This window comes from Arenibacter latericius DSM 15913, assembly GCF_000424985.1.
Taxonomy (GTDB): domain Bacteria; phylum Bacteroidota; class Bacteroidia; order Flavobacteriales; family Flavobacteriaceae; genus Arenibacter; species Arenibacter latericius.
This window is the reverse complement of sequence record NZ_AUKX01000048.1, coordinates 21,812-38,877: the sequence shown is the minus strand read 5'-3', so window position 1 is coordinate 38,877 and position 17,066 is coordinate 21,812. Positions and strand designations below refer to the sequence as shown.

10 protein-coding genes and 2 tRNA genes are annotated in these 17,066 nt (G+C 36.9%); 5 read left to right on the top strand and 7 right to left on the bottom strand.

Annotated features, from left to right (window positions below; all coding sequences use genetic code 11):
- Nucleotides 1-760: 760 nt before the first annotated feature.
- From H344_RS0113775 to H344_RS0113765, 3 genes are all read right to left on the bottom strand, one after another.
- Nucleotides 761-835: transfer RNA gene (locus H344_RS0113775), tRNA-Pro, on the bottom strand.
- 34 nt (nucleotides 836-869) lie between these two features.
- Nucleotides 870-953, bottom strand: a tRNA-Ser gene (locus H344_RS0113770).
- 95 nt (nucleotides 954-1,048) lie between these two features.
- Nucleotides 1,049-3,109, bottom strand: coding sequence for an HD family phosphohydrolase (locus tag H344_RS0113765; RefSeq protein ID WP_026810851.1), 2,061 nt, complete (start codon nucleotides 3,107-3,109; stop codon nucleotides 1,049-1,051).
- Nucleotides 3,110-3,345: 236 nt separating this feature from the next.
- On the opposite strand from H344_RS0113765, the gene H344_RS0113760 reads away from it, so the two are divergent.
- Nucleotides 3,346-4,521, top strand: coding sequence for an acetyl-CoA C-acyltransferase (locus H344_RS0113760; RefSeq protein ID WP_026810850.1), 1,176 nt, complete (start codon nucleotides 3,346-3,348; stop codon nucleotides 4,519-4,521).
- 22 nt (nucleotides 4,522-4,543) lie between these two features.
- Nucleotides 4,544-5,296 (top strand): C40 family peptidase, encoded by a 753-nt coding sequence (locus tag H344_RS0113755; RefSeq protein ID WP_026810849.1) that lies wholly within the window; start codon nucleotides 4,544-4,546, stop codon nucleotides 5,294-5,296.
- Between the two features lie 62 nt (nucleotides 5,297-5,358).
- Here H344_RS0113755 and H344_RS0113750 read toward each other — a convergent pair whose 3' ends face one another.
- Both H344_RS0113750 and gyrA read right to left on the bottom strand, forming a co-directional pair.
- A complete protein-coding gene (locus H344_RS0113750) occupies nucleotides 5,359-6,621 on the bottom strand; it encodes a tetratricopeptide repeat protein (protein WP_026810848.1) in 1,263 nt (420 codons plus the stop codon).
- 33 nt (nucleotides 6,622-6,654) lie between these two features.
- A complete protein-coding gene (gyrA, locus tag H344_RS0113745) occupies nucleotides 6,655-9,219 on the bottom strand; it encodes a DNA gyrase subunit A (protein ID WP_026810847.1) in 2,565 nt (854 codons plus the stop codon).
- A gap of 255 nt (nucleotides 9,220-9,474) precedes the next feature.
- Between gyrA and H344_RS0113740 the strand changes: the two genes are divergently transcribed.
- Nucleotides 9,475-12,018, top strand: coding sequence for an ATP-dependent Clp protease ATP-binding subunit (locus H344_RS0113740; protein ID WP_026810846.1), 2,544 nt, complete (start codon nucleotides 9,475-9,477; stop codon nucleotides 12,016-12,018).
- 313 nt (nucleotides 12,019-12,331) lie between these two features.
- Nucleotides 12,332-12,730 (top strand): hypothetical protein, encoded by a 399-nt coding sequence (locus H344_RS0113735; RefSeq protein ID WP_026810845.1) that lies wholly within the window; start codon nucleotides 12,332-12,334, stop codon nucleotides 12,728-12,730.
- Between the two features lie 82 nt (nucleotides 12,731-12,812).
- On the opposite strand, the gene H344_RS0113730 is transcribed toward H344_RS0113735, so the two are convergent.
- Complete coding sequence (locus tag H344_RS0113730) at nucleotides 12,813-14,318, bottom strand: NAD(P)H-hydrate dehydratase (protein WP_026810844.1); 1,506 nt, start codon at nucleotides 14,316-14,318, stop codon at nucleotides 12,813-12,815.
- 75 nt (nucleotides 14,319-14,393) lie between these two features.
- Entirely contained in the window at nucleotides 14,394-14,555 is a 162-nt protein-coding gene (locus H344_RS21720) for a hypothetical protein (RefSeq protein ID WP_157378284.1), read from the bottom strand.
- Between the two features lie 32 nt (nucleotides 14,556-14,587).
- On the opposite strand from H344_RS21720, the gene thrA reads away from it, so the two are divergent.
- Nucleotides 14,588-17,032 (top strand): bifunctional aspartate kinase/homoserine dehydrogenase I, encoded by a 2,445-nt coding sequence (gene thrA / locus H344_RS0113720; RefSeq protein ID WP_026810843.1) that lies wholly within the window; start codon nucleotides 14,588-14,590, stop codon nucleotides 17,030-17,032.
- The last annotated feature ends 34 nt before the right edge of the window (nucleotides 17,033-17,066 follow it).

Sequence of the window (17,066 nt, the reverse complement as noted above, 5' to 3'; positions counted from 1 at the left end):
GGACTCACCTGCTGAAAATAGGTGCTACCATTAAAATAACCAAAAGAAGAATTTATTACCGGCTCTCCAAAGCCTTTGTGTACCAGCATCTATTCCAGGAATTGCTCTCTGGCTAAAAGTTACTCATCTCACTGTTTATCAGTCTTGGGATACCTATGCCTTATCGGGAAATTTCAACAATATCAGGACTAAAAATAGTCATATCTGCACTAAAATTTACAGAAGGTTCATCTAACAGCTGGAAAACTATCCCGGAAAATTACCTTAATCCAGGGAATGCAAAATTTATCCTCAAATTCCTTGAAGAAAAAACTCTTGGTGAATAATGCGGGTTAATGCCCTGTTCGTTTTATTCATTGTTAATTATTTTTACATTAATGTATTCATGAACCTTCTTCGTCGGTTTCATCGGACAAGCAAAGAAATCGCAGATTCACGAAATCCGATAAAAATCAATAAAAAACCACTTGAGTAAAATGAAAGAATATATTTGAGTAAAACTCAGTTAATCGTATATGTAAAACTTTATTAATTTGAAATAATATTTAAGGTTCATTGTTTGCATAAACACAACAATTGGTCATGATCCCTTCAGATTCCACCTCACGATGGACACCCTTGCTTTAGGCTAACACTTCCCACTGCTAGAGCGTGTTCGGGACTTGCACCCTATAGATATCGCCCATGCTAGGCACACACAAAAAAAACACTGATAATCATACGATTAACAGTGTTTTAGTTTGTCCTATTGCTAGGTTTGTCGGGGTGGCAGGATTCGAACCTGCGACCTCCTGCTCCCAAAGCAGGCGCGATGACCGGGCTACGCTACACCCCGAAATGGTTACCCATTGTGATTCCTTAAAAAAAAGCGGAGAGACAGGGACTCGAACCCTGGCGACAGTTACCCGTCGACAGATTAGCAATCTGCTCCGTTACCACTCCGGCACCTCTCCCATAATCTTCAAGATCGTGCATTAAATTGCGGTTGCAAATGTATACCTTCATTTACGATTAACCAACTTTTTTCACATCTTTTTTTAAATAATTTTTATTCGGGATATTCCACCCTTAAATGATAGATGTTTATCAGCTTCTGTTTCAGCACTTTCTTAATAGTTTCTATCTCTTTAAAGGTAATATTTGCATTTAAAAATTGATTCTCGGAAATCTGCCCATTTACTATTTTTTCAACAAAATCATTAATTCCTGTAAAAGAAGGATTCTTTAAACTCTTAGAAGCCGCTTCCACAGAATCGGCCATCATCAATATGGCAGTTTCACGAGAAAAGGGAGCCGGACCAGGATACCTAAAATCCGCATCATTTACTTCTCCTCCTATTTCCTCTTGTAGCGCTTTTTGCTTTTTATAAAAGTAATACACCAAAGATGTCCCATGATGAGTGCGTATAAAGTCAATTACACGGTCTGGGACATTGTTTTTACGCGCTATCTCTATTCCTTGGATAACATGGTCTATAATTATCCTACCCGACTCTATAGGCTCTAAATCGTCGTGAGGGTTAACATTGGTAATCTGATTCTCGGTAAAATATGTTGGATTGTTCATTTTTCCGATATCATGATAAAGAGCACCAACTCTAACTAACATAGCATTGGCTCCAATTTCGTTCGCAGCAGCTTCAGCCAAATTAGCAACCTGCAAAGAGTGATGAAAAGTTCCCGGCGCCCTATTAGAGAGTTCTTTTAATAATTTGGAATTAGTATCAGACAATTCTAACAAGGATACGTCAGACACCAAACCAAATATTTTTTCAAATACATAAATCAAGGGCTGTACAAATAAAGTGATCATCCCATTTAATAAGAAAAATCCAAATGCCATCCATTGAATATCATCTATATTACCTTCATGAATCATATGAAAGGCAAAATACCCAACTATATAAATCAGAGTAATTTGCCCTACAGAAATAAACAGATTGGCCCTTTTATATAATTCTGAAACCGATAAAATGGTAACAATCCCAGCCAAGGTCTGTAGAAATATATACTCATAACTATTAGGCACCACAAACCCCAAAATTAAAACAGTAAGCACATGTACAAATAGCCCTAGTCTAGCATCAAAAAAGGTTTTAAGTATTAAAGGGAGAATGCAAAGCGGAACAACAAATACTAGACTTTCGTTATATTTTACAATTATAGTTGTGACAAACACCATTAAAAGGATATTCACCACAATAAATGTAATTTTGGTATTGTCCTGAAAAACCTCATAACGATATTTTTTCAGGAAAAGGAACAGCATAGTCAATACCATTGCTACTAAAACTGTATAGCCAAAGATCACATAATATTGATTGTTCTTACCCCATAATTTGGATTCATACTCACTTTTAAGGGATTCTAATACCCTTAAATCCTCTTCTTCTACCACTTCGCCTTTAGCGATAATCAGTTTCCCTTCATCTACATTACCCAACCTATAAGAAATCTTAGAGAATTCTGCCTCTAATTCTTTATTAGAAAGGTCTTCATTGAAACTTAGATTAGGTTTAATTGTGCTAAAAAACAACTGTTGGAATTCCGGCTCTAATTTGGAAAGATTCTTTTGGGCCAAAATGTTCTCTACCACTTTACTTACATCAGATAACTTATAAATACTATTTATTGGTAGTTTTTTTGCCTCGTTGTTCTTTAATAAATATAGGCTACTTCTATTTGTTGGACGCCCCACTTTGGAAAGAATCCCAACATTGTAGAGCTCATCCACCATTTCCTTTGCAACTTGTTGAAATTGGTTTATTTGGAGATAGGAATAATTACCATCATCAAAAATCATTGGGATCTCTAATTGGATGATACTATCTACCTCCTTAACGATTTGTTCATCATAGTTATAGTAATCTACTCTACCAGCCCTAATTTTTTCCTTTTCTTTATTAATTTCCGCTTCACCTTTGTTTATGGAAAAATCAAAAGGGGCATAAAAATTATCATACTGCCAAGGTTTACCCTTCTGAAACTCGTATTTAAACTTACCTCCACGAGGAAAGAAAAACACTATAACAAAAACAGTGAAAAAATAAAGAAAGTATTTATAAACCAGTGATTGGTTTTTGTAAAGGCGGTCTAAAAACGTGCGCATTCCAATAGTATATATTGTCAAAAATAGAGAATATTATATTAAATCTACACATTAGACACATTACTCTACCTAGTAACCAAATTTATCCTTTCGATTACAATGCACAATATCACCCTACAATGAACCTAAAACATATAGCAGGGTATTAAAATATAAAATTGTAGATTATTACTCAGTTGCCCATCTCATTGCGCATTATTTTATTAATTTCGCAAAGAACAAAAAATCCGAATTCAATGAAAGATGTTGTGATCGTTTCTGCGGCTAGAACCCCTATAGGAAGCTTTATGGGGTCGTTGTCCACCGTTCCCGCTCCTAAACTAGGAGCTATTGCTATAAAAGGTGCACTAGACAAGATTAAGTTATCTCCTTCACTAGTAGAAGAGGTACTTATGGGAAATGTTGTACAGGCAGGTGTAGGACAGGCCCCAGCTAGACAAGCAGCACTTTTCGCAGGTATTCCAGACACCGTGCCTTGTACTACAGTGAATAAGGTATGTGCCTCGGGAATGAAAGCAGTTATGCAAGCGGCCCAATCCATAGCAGTAGGCGACAATGAGATAGTTGTAGCTGGTGGGATGGAAAACATGAGCATGATTCCACATTACATTCATCTAAGGAACGGACAGAAATTTGGTCCTGCCAGTCTTGAGGACGGATTACAAAAAGATGGCCTTGTAGATGCCTATGACCAACAAGCAATGGGCACCTGTGCAGATGCCTGTGCAACAGAATATAATTTTAGCAGAGAAGACCAGGATAATTTTGCCATACAGTCTTACCAAAGATCGTCAGATGCGTGGGCCAACGGAAAATTTGCCCATGAAGTAGTTCCCGTAGAGGTACCCCAAAGAAGAGGAGAACCTATAATGGTGACTGAAGATGAAGAATTTAAAAATGTAAAGATTGATAAAATACCGAGCCTGCGTCCGGCATTTTCCAAAGACGGAACAGTTACAGCTGCTAATGCTTCTACTATAAATGACGGTGCTGCTGCGCTTGTTTTAATGAGTGCAGAAAGAGCTAAAGAATTAGGTATATCTCCATTAGCTACTATAAAAGCATATGCAGATGCTGCCCATGAACCAAAATGGTTTACTACCGCACCGGCAAAAGCACTGCCTAAAGCACTAACCAAAGCAGGAATTGATTTAAAAGATGTTGACTTCTTCGAATTTAACGAAGCTTTTTCAGTTGTAGGACTTGCTAATATGAAAATATTAGGCCTAAGCGACGAAAAAGTAAACGTTAACGGCGGCGCAGTATCTTTAGGACATCCACTTGGCTGTTCTGGCGCTAGAATTATCATTACCCTACTGAGTGTTTTAGAACAAAACAATGGTAAAATAGGAGCAGCTGCCATATGTAATGGTGGTGGCGGAGCTTCAGCAATAATCATAGAAAAAAATTAATAAGTTCTTGTAAAGCAAATCAATGCAGTACGGTATTTGCCACCTCAGCCTTGTCCCAGTACGTTCCATTCCAGAGGATAGTGGGGAAATGAAAACTCAATTGTTGTATGGGGAACATTTTAAAGTCCTAGAACAACGAAAAAAATGGAGCAGGATCCGTATTGCGTTCGACAGATATGAAGGCTGGGTCAATAATCAACAGTTTGTTCTTATCAATGAACAGCAATATTTAGAAATAGAGAATGCTGAAGACACAAAAATTTCTTCAGACTTAATTTCATTTATTGAAACCGACACTAGCGTACTTTTACCTATTGTTCTAGGGTCAACTATATTAGAACCCAAGGTTTTAAAGCATTATTTTGACGGTTCATGCTCTAATGGATACCAAGGAAGAGGTCAATTAATAGAAACCGCATTACTCTATCTAAACGCCCCGTTCTTATGGGGTGGCAAGAGCGCCTTCGGTATAGATTCTTCTGGCCTGGCCCAAATGGTGTACAAAATAAACGGCTACCAACTTTTAAGGGAAGCTGAAGAACAATCTAAACAAGGGGAGGCACTAAGCTTTATAGAAGAAAGTGAACCTGGGGATTTGGCCTTTTTCGACAATGATGAGGGTATTATAGACCATGTAGGAATTATAATGGATAACAATTATATTATTCACTCCTATGGAAAAGTAAGATTAGATAGACTAGATCATGCTGGGATTTTTAGTTCCGAAGCCAACACCTACACCCATAGTTTAAGAGTAATAAAAAAGATAATTTAATAAAATAAAAAAGCCGTCGTTTAACAGACGGCTTTTTTTAGGTATTATATTTTTTGCGCTAATTACTCACCTAAAAGCTTTTTTACACGCATAAAGTTCTCATTATCACCTAACGCTCCATATATATTTTTAAGTTGCGTTAAAATCCCTTGATTATCAGGAGATTCTTTAATAGCATCTTCTAAAATAATAGCACCATCACGGAATAAGCTATCTTTTTGCTCTTTTAGCTCATCATATCTCGCGATATCCTTTTTAGAATTTCCTAAAGAATTCATCTCATCAATCAGGCTATTCCCTTCATTTACATAGGTAGTAGAAAGGTTTAGCTGAGCGTTTACATACTTAGGGTTAATTTCAATAGCTCTCTTATAAGCCGCTCTTGCCTCTTCTATATTACCTTGCTCCATATTGATTACTCCAATATTGTAGAAAAGGTCTGGGTTGTCTGGAGCTACTTCTGTAGCTTCTGCCATTAAAGACTTGAATTTCTCCTTATCTCCCATTTTATAATACAAGTTAGCCTCGTTCAAAATAAGGTTAACATCTTTTGGATCTTTAGCTCTAGCGTCCTTATAGGCTTCCAAAGCTTTATCATCCTGACCTAATTGCGTGTAAATTAATGCAACGTTCTTAACAATCTCTGTTGTTTTAGAAGGTGTTTTTTCATCTACAGGATCTTTATAAGCGCCAGATTTTACCATTAACTCTCTTTGAGTTTTATCCATCTCCTCAACTTCACCTGTCTCAACATTGGTAGCCTTATAAACTATTCCGCTCCCATCGTAGTTAAGTTCTTTTAATTCATTGTAGTACTCAAGAGCCTGCTCAAAATGCCCTCCATTTACTGCACTACTGGCAGCATAATAAAGGTAAACAGTATCTTTAGGACTTAATTGGTATCCCAAATAAAGCTTCTCTGCTCCTTCTTTGAACCTTTCGTTATTATTATCCTCTACAGCTGCATTTACCAAATCAACTGTCATACCAGCAAGCTTTTCATTAGCTTCTGAGGTGTATTTAGATCTGCCATTGGCTTTTTCAACCTCACCTACCTTTCTAAGGGAAGCTATAGCAACATCAAAAGCATCAGCTTCTCCTTTTTTAGCTAGTTCTGAATATGCCTTACCTTTTAAAAGATAGTATTCAGCTTGCATTTTGTCATTAGCCCCATCTATTAAAGAGGAAGCACTTTCTAGAGCAGCTTTCGCCTCTGCCGCATTACCAGACCTTAAAGCCCTATCAGCAGTTCTAATTTCACTTTTCTGAGAAAATCCTACTACGCTGCAAAACATAGTGGATAGTATTAAAATATTTGTTTTCATTTCAAAAAGATTAATTTATAGTAGTGTTTATAGTTATTCTTTTTCAGTTTGCTCTTCATTATTATCAAGAGTCGTGCCATCCTCATTGGTAGAATCAACATCCAAGCTGTCAACATCCAAGCTGTCAACATCTAAATTGTCAACATCCTCTATTTCTTCTTCGTCCTTCATCACTTTAGCAACTGCTGCAATAGAATCTTTCCCTTTAATATTTATAAGTCGCACTCCCTGAGTAGCACGTCCCATAACTCTTAAATCCTCCACGCTCATCCTAATTGCGATACCAGACTTATTGATAATCATAAGATCATCTGCATCAGAAACGTTTTTAATAGCAACTAAATCTCCAGTTTTTTCGGTAACAGAGATGGTTTTCACACCCTTACCTCCTCTATTGGTTACCCTATAATCCTCGATGCTGGAACGTTTTCCATATCCATTTTCAGAAACAACCAATATCTCCTCATCAAAATTATGGACTGCAACCATTCCTATCACCTCATCATTATCACTGTCTAGGGTTATACCTCTAACACCAGATGCATTTCTTCCCATCGGTCTTGTCTTATTCTCTTCAAATCTAATGGCCTTTCCAGATTTAAGCCCTAAGAATATCTGACTAGAACCAGTGGTCAGTTTAGCTTCTAACAGCTCATCCCCTTCTCTAATTCCAATTGCATTAATACCATTTTGTCTTGGTCTTGAATACTGCTCCAAGGAAGTCTTTTTAACAACTCCTTTTTTAGTAGCCATAATTACATAATGACTATTTATGTATTCTTCATCCTTTAAATCTTTGGTAGAAATAAAGGCTTTAACCATATCATCATTTTCTATATTGATAAGGTTTTGGATAGCACGTCCTTTAGATGTCCTAGTACCTTCCGGAATCTCGTACACTCTCATCCAGAAACATTTACCTTTTTTCGTAAAGAACAGCATATACTGGTGATTAGTACTTACGAACAAGTGCTCCAAGAAATCTTCATTTCTTGTAGAAGAAGCTTTTTGACCCACTCCTCCTCTATTCTGTGTTTTGTATTCTGATAATGGTGTTCTTTTAATATAACCTGCATGGGAAATGGTAATAACCACTTGCTCATCTGGAATCATATCTTCCATACTTAAGTCCCCACCAGCAATATTTATTTCAGAACGTCTCTCATCTCCATATTTAGACTTTATCTCTTGTAGCTCTTCCTTAATGATTTCCATTCTACGTTCCTTCCTAGCCAAAATATCCTTTAATTCTGTTATAAGGGCAATGATCTCCTCATACTCAGCTCTTAGTTTATCTTGCTCCAGTCCGGTTAATTGACGCAGCCTCATATCTACAATGGCCTTTGCCTGAATCTCACTAAGTTTAAAACGCTCCATCAACCGCTCTCTTGCTTCTTCCGCGTTAGAAGAACCTCTAATAATGGCAATCACTTCATCTATATTATCTGAAGCAATAATAAGACCTTCCAATATGTGAGCTCTGTCTTCTGCCTTTTTCAGTTCAAACTCAGTACGTCGTACTACTACCTCATGACGGTGCTCTACAAAATAATGAATGATCTCTTTGATGTTCAATAATTGCGGTCTTCCACCTACAAGTGCAATATTATTTACACTAAAAGAAGATTGTAATGCAGTATACTTATATAAGGTATTAAGTACAATATTAGGTATAGCATCTCTTTTTAGTATATAAACGATACGCATCCCGTTTCTATCCGACTCATCCCTTATGGAAGCAATCCCTTCAATTTTTTTCTCGTTAACAAGGTCCGCTGTCTTCTTAATCATGTCGGCCTTATTTACTAAGTAAGGGATTTCTGTAACAATAATACATTCCCTCCCTTGTACTTCCTCAAATTGAGCTTTTGCACGCATCATGACACGTCCTCGCCCTGTGTGGAAAGCTTCTTTAACGCCATCATACCCATAAATGATACCACCAGTTGGAAAATCTGGTGCTTTAATATGAGTGATAATTTCATCTATAGAAATATCATGATTATCAATATAAGCAATAGTACCATCAACAACTTCAGATAAGTTATGAGGCGGCATATTTGTAGCCATCCCTACCGCAATACCAGAAGCACCATTCACCAATAGATTGGGAACCCTAGTAGGCAAAACAGTTGGCTCTTTTAGCGAATCATCAAAATTCAATTGATGATCTACCGTATCCTTTTCTATATCAATCAACATATCATCCGCTATTTTACGCATACGGGCCTCCGTATAACGCATAGCTGCCGGACTATCACCATCTATAGATCCAAAGTTACCTTGGCCATCTACCAACATATACCGTAAACTCCACTCCTGTGCCATACGCACCATGGAATCATATACAGAGGTGTCACCGTGTGGGTGGTACTTACCTAGCACCTCACCAACAATACGCGCCGATTTCTTATGGGCACTATTAGACCTAACACCCAACTCATGCATCCCAAATAAAACCCTTCTATGTACTGGCTTCAAACCATCCCTGACATCTGGCAGGGCACGTGACACAATGACGGACATTGAATAATCAATGTACGCAGATTTCATTTCATCTTCAATGTTAACCGAAATTAATTTTTCTCTTTCTGCCATTTAAAATCTTCTCTATAATTAGTTAAAAAAAGCACGACAATATACATAAAATCGACACTATCATCGCAATTATGCCATACTTTTGTAAAGTATTTATCAACACTTGTGAGCAAAGATAAGATTAACAAATTCTAAGTAGAAATTTTTAGATGAATTGATTTTTTTTATCACTATAATGAGTTTATTTAATATTAGGTATAGTATTTGCCATAGTTTGATATAGATTTACTATTTTTAAAGCTGAAAGGATATTTTATGGACGACAATTTTTCCCCTAGAGTTAAAGACGTTATTGCTTACAGTAAAGAAGAAGCCCTAAGATTGGGGCACGACTTTATTGGTACTGAGCACTTAATGTTGGGACTACTTAGGGATGGCAACGGAAAAGCTATCAGCATTTTAGATGCCTTGGACGTAGACTTGGACCACCTCAGGAGAAAAGTGGAAATTCTAAGTCCGGCAAACCCCAATTCTGGAAGTGTACAAAAGGACAAAAAGAACCTGCATCTTACCAGACAAGCAGAGCGTGCGTTAAAAACAACATTTTTAGAGGCAAAGCTTTTTCAAAGCTCCTCTATTAATACAGCGCATCTATTGCTTTGTATTTTACGCAATGAGAATGACCCCACTACCAAACTACTTCATAAGTTAAAAGTAGATTATGATGGGGTAAAAGATCAATTTAAATCTATGATTACAAGTGATGATGATTTTATAGACTCCCCTACCTCGGAATCCTTTCCTAGTGATTCCGGTGATTCCCATGAGGAGAAAGAAAGCACATTTGGCGCTAGCACTCCAAAGGGAAACAAGAAATCCAAAACTCCAGTATTGGACAATTTTGGACGGGACCTGACCAGAATGGCAGAAGAAAACAAACTAGACCCTGTAGTGGGACGTGAAAAAGAAATTGAACGAGTATCACAAATACTTAGTAGAAGGAAAAAGAACAACCCCCTACTAATAGGTGAACCTGGTGTAGGAAAAAGCGCTATTGCAGAAGGTTTAGCTCTTAGGATTATTAATAAAAAGGTATCTAGGATTCTATACAATAAAAGAGTAGTAACCCTAGACCTAGCCTCTTTAGTAGCTGGGACAAAATATCGTGGCCAATTTGAAGAACGCATGAAAGCGGTGATGAACGAATTGGAAAAAAATGACGATGTTATCTTATTTATTGATGAAATTCACACCATTGTTGGTGCAGGAGGAGCTACTGGCAGCTTAGACGCTTCCAACATGTTTAAACCTGCCTTAGCAAGAGGTGAGATTCAATGTATTGGCGCAACCACTTTAGACGAGTTCCGTCAGTACATCGAGAAAGACGGTGCCTTAGAGAGAAGATTTCAAAAGGTACTAGTAGAACCTACTACCGTTGAAGAAACTATTGAGATACTTAAGAATATTAAAGGTAAGTATGAAGAACATCATAATGTAATTTATACAGAAGAAGCAATTACTGCCTGTGTAAAACTTACAAGCCGGTATATGACGGATAGGTTTCTACCAGACAAAGCTATAGACGCATTGGATGAAGCCGGTTCTAGAGTACATATCGTTAATATGGACGTGCCAAAACAAATTTTAGAATTAGAGAAAAAACTAGAAGATGTTCGGGAACTAAAGAACTCAGTCGTTAAAAAACAAAAGTATGAGGAAGCTGCCAAGCTTAGAGACGATGAAAAGCGAATTGAAAAAGATTTAGCACTTGCTCAAGAACGATGGGAAGAAGATAGTAAACTCCATAAAGAAACAGTAACTGAGGATAACGTAGCCGATGTTGTTTCTATGATGAGTGGTATTCCAGTAAACAGAATTGCACAGACGGAAAGCAATAAACTTGCTAAATTACCGGAAATAATTAAAGCAAATGTAATAGGCCAGGATGATGCAGTTTCTAAGGTAGCGAAAGCCATACAAAGAAACCGTGCCGGATTAAAGGATCCTAATAAACCTATTGGCTCTTTTATTTTCTTGGGTCAAACCGGGGTTGGAAAAACACAACTCGCAAAAATACTCGCAAAAGAATTATTTGATTCTGAAGATGGCTTAATACGAGTAGACATGAGCGAATACATGGAGAAATTTGCAATCTCTAGATTAGTAGGAGCACCTCCGGGATATGTTGGATATGAAGAAGGCGGACAGTTAACAGAAAAAGTACGCCGTAAGCCCTATTCTGTAATTCTATTAGATGAGATAGAAAAGGCACATCCAGATGTCTTTAACATGTTATTGCAAGTATTAGACGACGGTTTCCTTACCGATAGTTTAGGCAGGAAGGTCGATTTTAGAAATACGGTCATTATAATGACCTCTAACATCGGTGCGAGACAACTTAAAGACTTCGGTCAGGGAGTTGGTTTTGGAACTTCAGCGAAAAAGGCTCAAGCAGACTCTCACAAAAAGAGTGTAATTGAGAATGCCCTTAAAAAAGCATTTGCACCTGAATTCTTAAATAGAATAGACGATGTAGTAGTCTTTAACGCCTTAGAAAGAGAAGATATCCATAAAATTATAGATATTGAACTTAAAAAGCTGTTCGCTAGAATTAAAAATATAGGGTACAACCTTATTCTTTCTGAAAAAGCAAAGGATTATATTGCCGAAAAAGGATTCGATAAACAATATGGAGCAAGACCATTAAAGCGAGCCATTCAAAAATACATTGAAGATGCACTAGCAGAGGAAATTGTTAACTCCAAATTAGAAGAAGGCGATACCATTAACATGGATTTAGATGAAGATAAGAAAGAGCTTACCATCAAAATTAACAAAGCCGAAGAATCCAAAACTTAATTGGAGGCTACGCTAAAATGACAACTAAATCTAAGTTACAGGCTTAGTTTAATCTAGCCCTTAACATATAAGTATCTATTAAAAAGGAGTAGCAAATATTTGTTACTCCTTTTTAATTTTTTCACCCCTCCTAATACCCCTTTACCACACTTAGAAATATGAAAAGGTTTTAAACAGTTAATGTAAGAATCTATATACAAAATATTTCTTTGTTTTCCATATAAACGATTATTAAGTCTTTAATCTAATACTTTTTAAAATAGAGACTCTTAATTATACATTCGTTTAAGAGACACTATATAAACCACCATAAATGAAAGTCGAAAGACCGAATAAAACTATAATCGTTAGAGAGTACCAATTAGAGATTGGCAAAATACAGGTCTATGACGATTATATGATTTCCATTTTTGACGAAGGTTCCACCGTTAATGGAGAGCGATTATTTCAAATTCTAGGCATCATAGAAATCCATTTTAGGGATAAAAACTTTGGATTTATAAGCTTACGCAAATACTCCTACGCTATAGACCCAATGATTTACAATCAACTTCGGGAAATAGAAAATCTAAAAGCCCTTGCAGTGGTATCCATAAAGGAAATAGACATGCATAATTTCAATATAGAAAGGTTGTTTTACAAGAAAAACATGAAATTTTTCATCGATTTAGACAATGCGCTAGCATGGATAAAAAGAAGAATCCGATCCTAAATAACATTATATTACCACACTCACATTTACTAAAGTTTCTAGCCAGTATCTTACCCAACCCCTAGGCAAACCATACAAATACTTAGCTTAACAATTCTAAATAAGCCTTTCCAATATGCGTTGTAATATCAGTAGCTAGCATTGCAGACATTCCGCATTGCTCTACAGCCATATCACCTGCCCTACCATGTAGAAACACCCCAAGTACAGCAGCATCTAGAGCTGTATATCCCTGCGCAATTAAGCCAGAGATTATTCCTGTAAGCACATCTCCACTACCTCCTGTTGCCATTCCTGGATTCCCAGTAGAATTCACATACCCATTATCCTTATAAATAGTAATGGTATGCGCACCCTTAATCACCACAACACAGTCGTACTTTTCAGAAAATTGTTTTACTTTTTCCAATTTATCAAAATCGTTTTTCCACCTCCCCAAAATTCGCTCTAATTCTTTAGGATGTGGCGTAAGAACCGTTTGTGGCGGCAACAAAAGAAGTAACTCTGGATTCCGAGAAAGAATATTTAGCCCGTCTGCATCTATAACCAAGGGAATAGTGTTATTTTTTAAAAACTGAGAAAATGCTTTTACAGTATTATCACTAGTTCCCATTCCCACCCCAATACCAATAACAGAAGGCGTAAAATCAAAATTAATATTATCAATTTCTAAATCATTGCCATCAGTAAGCACCATTAATTCGGGTACTGCAGTTTGCAGCGGTATATAGCCACATTTGGGAACGAAAGCAGTTGCTAGTCCACTACCAGAATGAAGACATCCCTTTGAAGCCAATATTACGGCTCCAATTTTCCCGTAACTCCCGCCAATAATTAATGAATGACCATAGGTACCTTTGTGAGAGTATTTCTCCCTAGGACGGTATAAGGCTAAGGCGTTCTCCTTAGCTACATATTGGAAAGTAGATGGTGCATTATAAAGAAACTCCTGATCTAACCCTATATCCAAGAGCTCCCAACTATTAAGAAACACCCCCGTATTTGGAAGAAAAAATATAAGTTTTGGCACTTGGAAACTAAGAAGGTGATTACATTTAATGGCCTCATCAACCTCCGGAACCTTATGATTCATATAAACACCAGAAGGAATATCAACAGATATAACAAATGAATTAGACTTATTAATTTCCCTGAAAACGTTTAAAATCCATGGAGCTACATCTCTTTCCAGGCCAATTCCGAAAATAGCGTCAAGGATTATTGCCTTCTCCTCCAATTGCGGAAAACTAGAAAACTCGTCCATATTAGTGATATACACATTCAACTTCTCTAGCCTATTTAGATTAGTTAAAAATTCTTTAGACCGCCGCTCACTAAAGTTTATGATATAAACAGCAACCTTATATCCATGCTGTATTAGATGCCGTGCAACCACCAAACCATCCCCTCCATTATTACCCACTCCACAGAAAATATAAATGGGAGATTTAGAGTCTTTTAAATAGTTATGCAGCCAGTTAAAAATCTGAATGGCAGCTCTTTCCATTAGAGCATCAGCATTTATACTCTGTCTTTTTAATGTGATTTTATCAGCATCATATATTTCTTTGGCATTAAAAATCTTCATTTAACAAGAATATTAGGTTAAATTTATCAATATCATAAAAATTAGATTAAGTATTTGATAGAGCAATCAAAAATACTACATTTGATTCTTTAACAACACCATGACTTTAATAAAATCGGACATCAATTTAAGCATTTTACCATTATTCAATGGTAATACTGCTATTACCGTTATCGGTACTATTACCCCATTGGGGTAAGCTACTACATATACGTCCGTTTTTTCATTTTTTCTCACGAATCAGTTTTATTTTTTAATCCAATCGAACCATGAAAGTTCTAAAATTCGGTGGCACTTCTGTTGCCAATGCCAAGAATATCAATTTAGTAAAAAACATAATCGCCAATCAGAAATCCGACAAAATTATTGTTGTAGTCTCTGCCCTTGGCGGAATTACCGATCTTTTATTAACGTCAGCAGCCTTGGCATGCACCCAAGACATTTCTTATAAAACTTCCTTTAAAGAAATCGAGGACAGGCATTTAAACACCATAAAAGAACTAATACCAATCCACTCTCAGAGCAAGATGCTCAGTAAGGTGAAAAGTGAACTAAACACCTTGGAAACCTTGTTAGAAGGTGCTTTTTTAATTGGAGAAATAACCCCCAAGCTCTCTGATAAAATTGTGAGCTATGGGGAATTGCTATCGTCTTATATCATTAGCGAGCATTTTATAGCTGAGGGTATAGACGCAGCACATATAGACAGTAGAGAAATAATAAAGACCAATGTGTCTCATGGTAAAAATACGGTAAACTTTCAGCTCACCAATAGCAATTGCTTGGAAGCCCTAAAAGATCATAAAAACACAGTACTAGTGATGGGAGGGTTTATTGCATCCTCTGTTTCTGGGGACTCTACTACTTTAGGGCGTGGTGGCTCAGATTATACTGCAGCAATCGTCGCCAATGCCTTAGATGCAGAAGCGCTGCAAGTCTGGACAGATGTAAGTGGCATGTACACAGCAAATCCAAAAATAGTAAAACAAGCGATGTCCATTCCTAAAATTTCCTATGAAGAAGCTATGGAGCTGTCCCACTTTGGAGCAAAAGTTTTATTCCCTCCTACGATACAGCCAGTACTGTCTAAAGGCATTCCAATTATTATTAAAAATACATTTAAACCTGACGAGCCAGGCACCTTAATTTCAAGAAGTACTAATGGCCAAGGAAAAACTGTAAGAGGAATAAGCCATATAGAGGAAGTGGCCTTATTATCTTTAGAAGGACCAGGCATGGTAGGCATTCCTGGAATATCAAAGCGATTTTTCGAAGTGCTCTCCAATGCCGATATCAGCGTGGTTCTAATTACTCAGGCGTCCTCGGAACATTCTATATGTGTAGGAATTTCTAATCAGGACACTCAAAAGGCAGTTTCCATAATTAACGAAGCCTTCGATTTTGAAATTTCCCGTGGGAAGATAAAGCCGGTAATAACCGAAAAAGACCTTGCTATTGTTGCCTTGGTAGGGGATAATATGAAAAGCCACCAAGGGTTAAGTGGAAAAATGTTTAGCACTTTGGGTAGGAACAATGTAAATATTAGAGCTATTGCACAAGGGGCATCGGAACGAAATATTTCTGCTGTAATCTTAAAATCAGATGTTAAAAAAGCACTTAACAGCTTACATGAAGAGTTTTTTGAAGAAAATGTAAAACAGTTGAACCTGTTTGTAATGGGAGTTGGTAATGTTGGAGCCAAGTTTTTAAATCAGATTCAACTTCAAAAGAAATATTTAAAAGAGAAACTAAAACTAAACATCCGTGTAATTGGTATATCTAACTCTAGAACAATGCTTTTTGATGAGGACGGCATATCCCTAAAAAATTGGGAAATATTATTAGCTGAAGGAGAAAAAGCAGATAAAGCCCTATTCTATGACAAGGTGATGATGCTAAATTACAGGAATAGTATTTTTGTAGATAATACCGCTAGTGAAGAGGTGTCTAAAACCTACCATTCCTATTTAAAGAACAGCATTTCTGTAGTTACCTGTAATAAAATAGCCTGCTCTTCCCAATTCACTAATTATCAAGAATTAAAAGATTTAGCTCGAAAATACAATGCTCCTTTCCTTTTTGAAACTAATGTAGGCGCAGGACTACCTATTATAGATACCTTAAAGAATTTAGTTGCGTCTGGTGATAAGATATTAAAAATACAGGCCGTACTTTCTGGGAGTCTAAATTTTGTATTTAATAACTTTAATGACACCACAACCTTCCACGATGTGGTTAAAACAGCACAGCAAGAAGGTTATACAGAACCAGATCCAAAAATTGACCTTAGCGGGATAGACGTTATGAGAAAAATTCTAATTCTAGCCCGGGAAAGTGGCAACGTTTTAGATATAGAAGATATTGAAAACCAACCGTTCTTACCAAAAGAGAGTCTAGAAACTAACAACAACGAGGATTTTTTCAGAACGTTAAAAGAACATGAATCTTCCTTCCAAGAAATGTATCAACAAGCAGTTGCAGCCGATAGCAAACTAAAGTATGTAGCTCAGTTTGAGGATGGCAAAGCAAGTGTAGGACTACAACGCATCCCCAAAGGACACGATTTTTATAATTTAGAAGGCAGTGACAATATTGTTTTGTTCTATACTGAACGCTATCCCAACCAGCCAATGATTATTAAAGGAGCGGGAGCAGGAGCCGATGTTACGGCCTCTGGTATTTTTGCCGATATTATCCGTGTGGGTAATTTTTAACCAAAATGACACCTAGCCAATTTCTAAAATTATT

Coding starts and splice junctions, on each gene's coding strand:
- H344_RS0113765 (WP_026810851.1), bottom strand. CDS start 3,109: ATGCGCACGTTTTTAGACCGCCTTTACAAAAACCAATCACTGGTTTAT.
- H344_RS0113760 (WP_026810850.1), top strand. CDS start 3,346: ATGAAAGATGTTGTGATCGTTTCTGCGGCTAGAACCCCTATAGGAAGC.
- H344_RS0113755 (WP_026810849.1), top strand. CDS start 4,544: ATGCAGTACGGTATTTGCCACCTCAGCCTTGTCCCAGTACGTTCCATT.
- H344_RS0113750 (WP_026810848.1), bottom strand. CDS start 6,621: ATGAAAACAAATATTTTAATACTATCCACTATGTTTTGCAGCGTAGTA.
- gyrA (WP_026810847.1), bottom strand. CDS start 9,219: ATGGCAGAAAGAGAAAAATTAATTTCGGTTAACATTGAAGATGAAATG.
- H344_RS0113740 (WP_026810846.1), top strand. CDS start 9,475: ATGGACGACAATTTTTCCCCTAGAGTTAAAGACGTTATTGCTTACAGT.
- H344_RS0113735 (WP_026810845.1), top strand. CDS start 12,332: ATGAAAGTCGAAAGACCGAATAAAACTATAATCGTTAGAGAGTACCAA.
- H344_RS0113730 (WP_026810844.1), bottom strand. CDS start 14,318: ATGAAGATTTTTAATGCCAAAGAAATATATGATGCTGATAAAATCACA.
- thrA (WP_026810843.1), top strand. CDS start 14,588: ATGAAAGTTCTAAAATTCGGTGGCACTTCTGTTGCCAATGCCAAGAAT.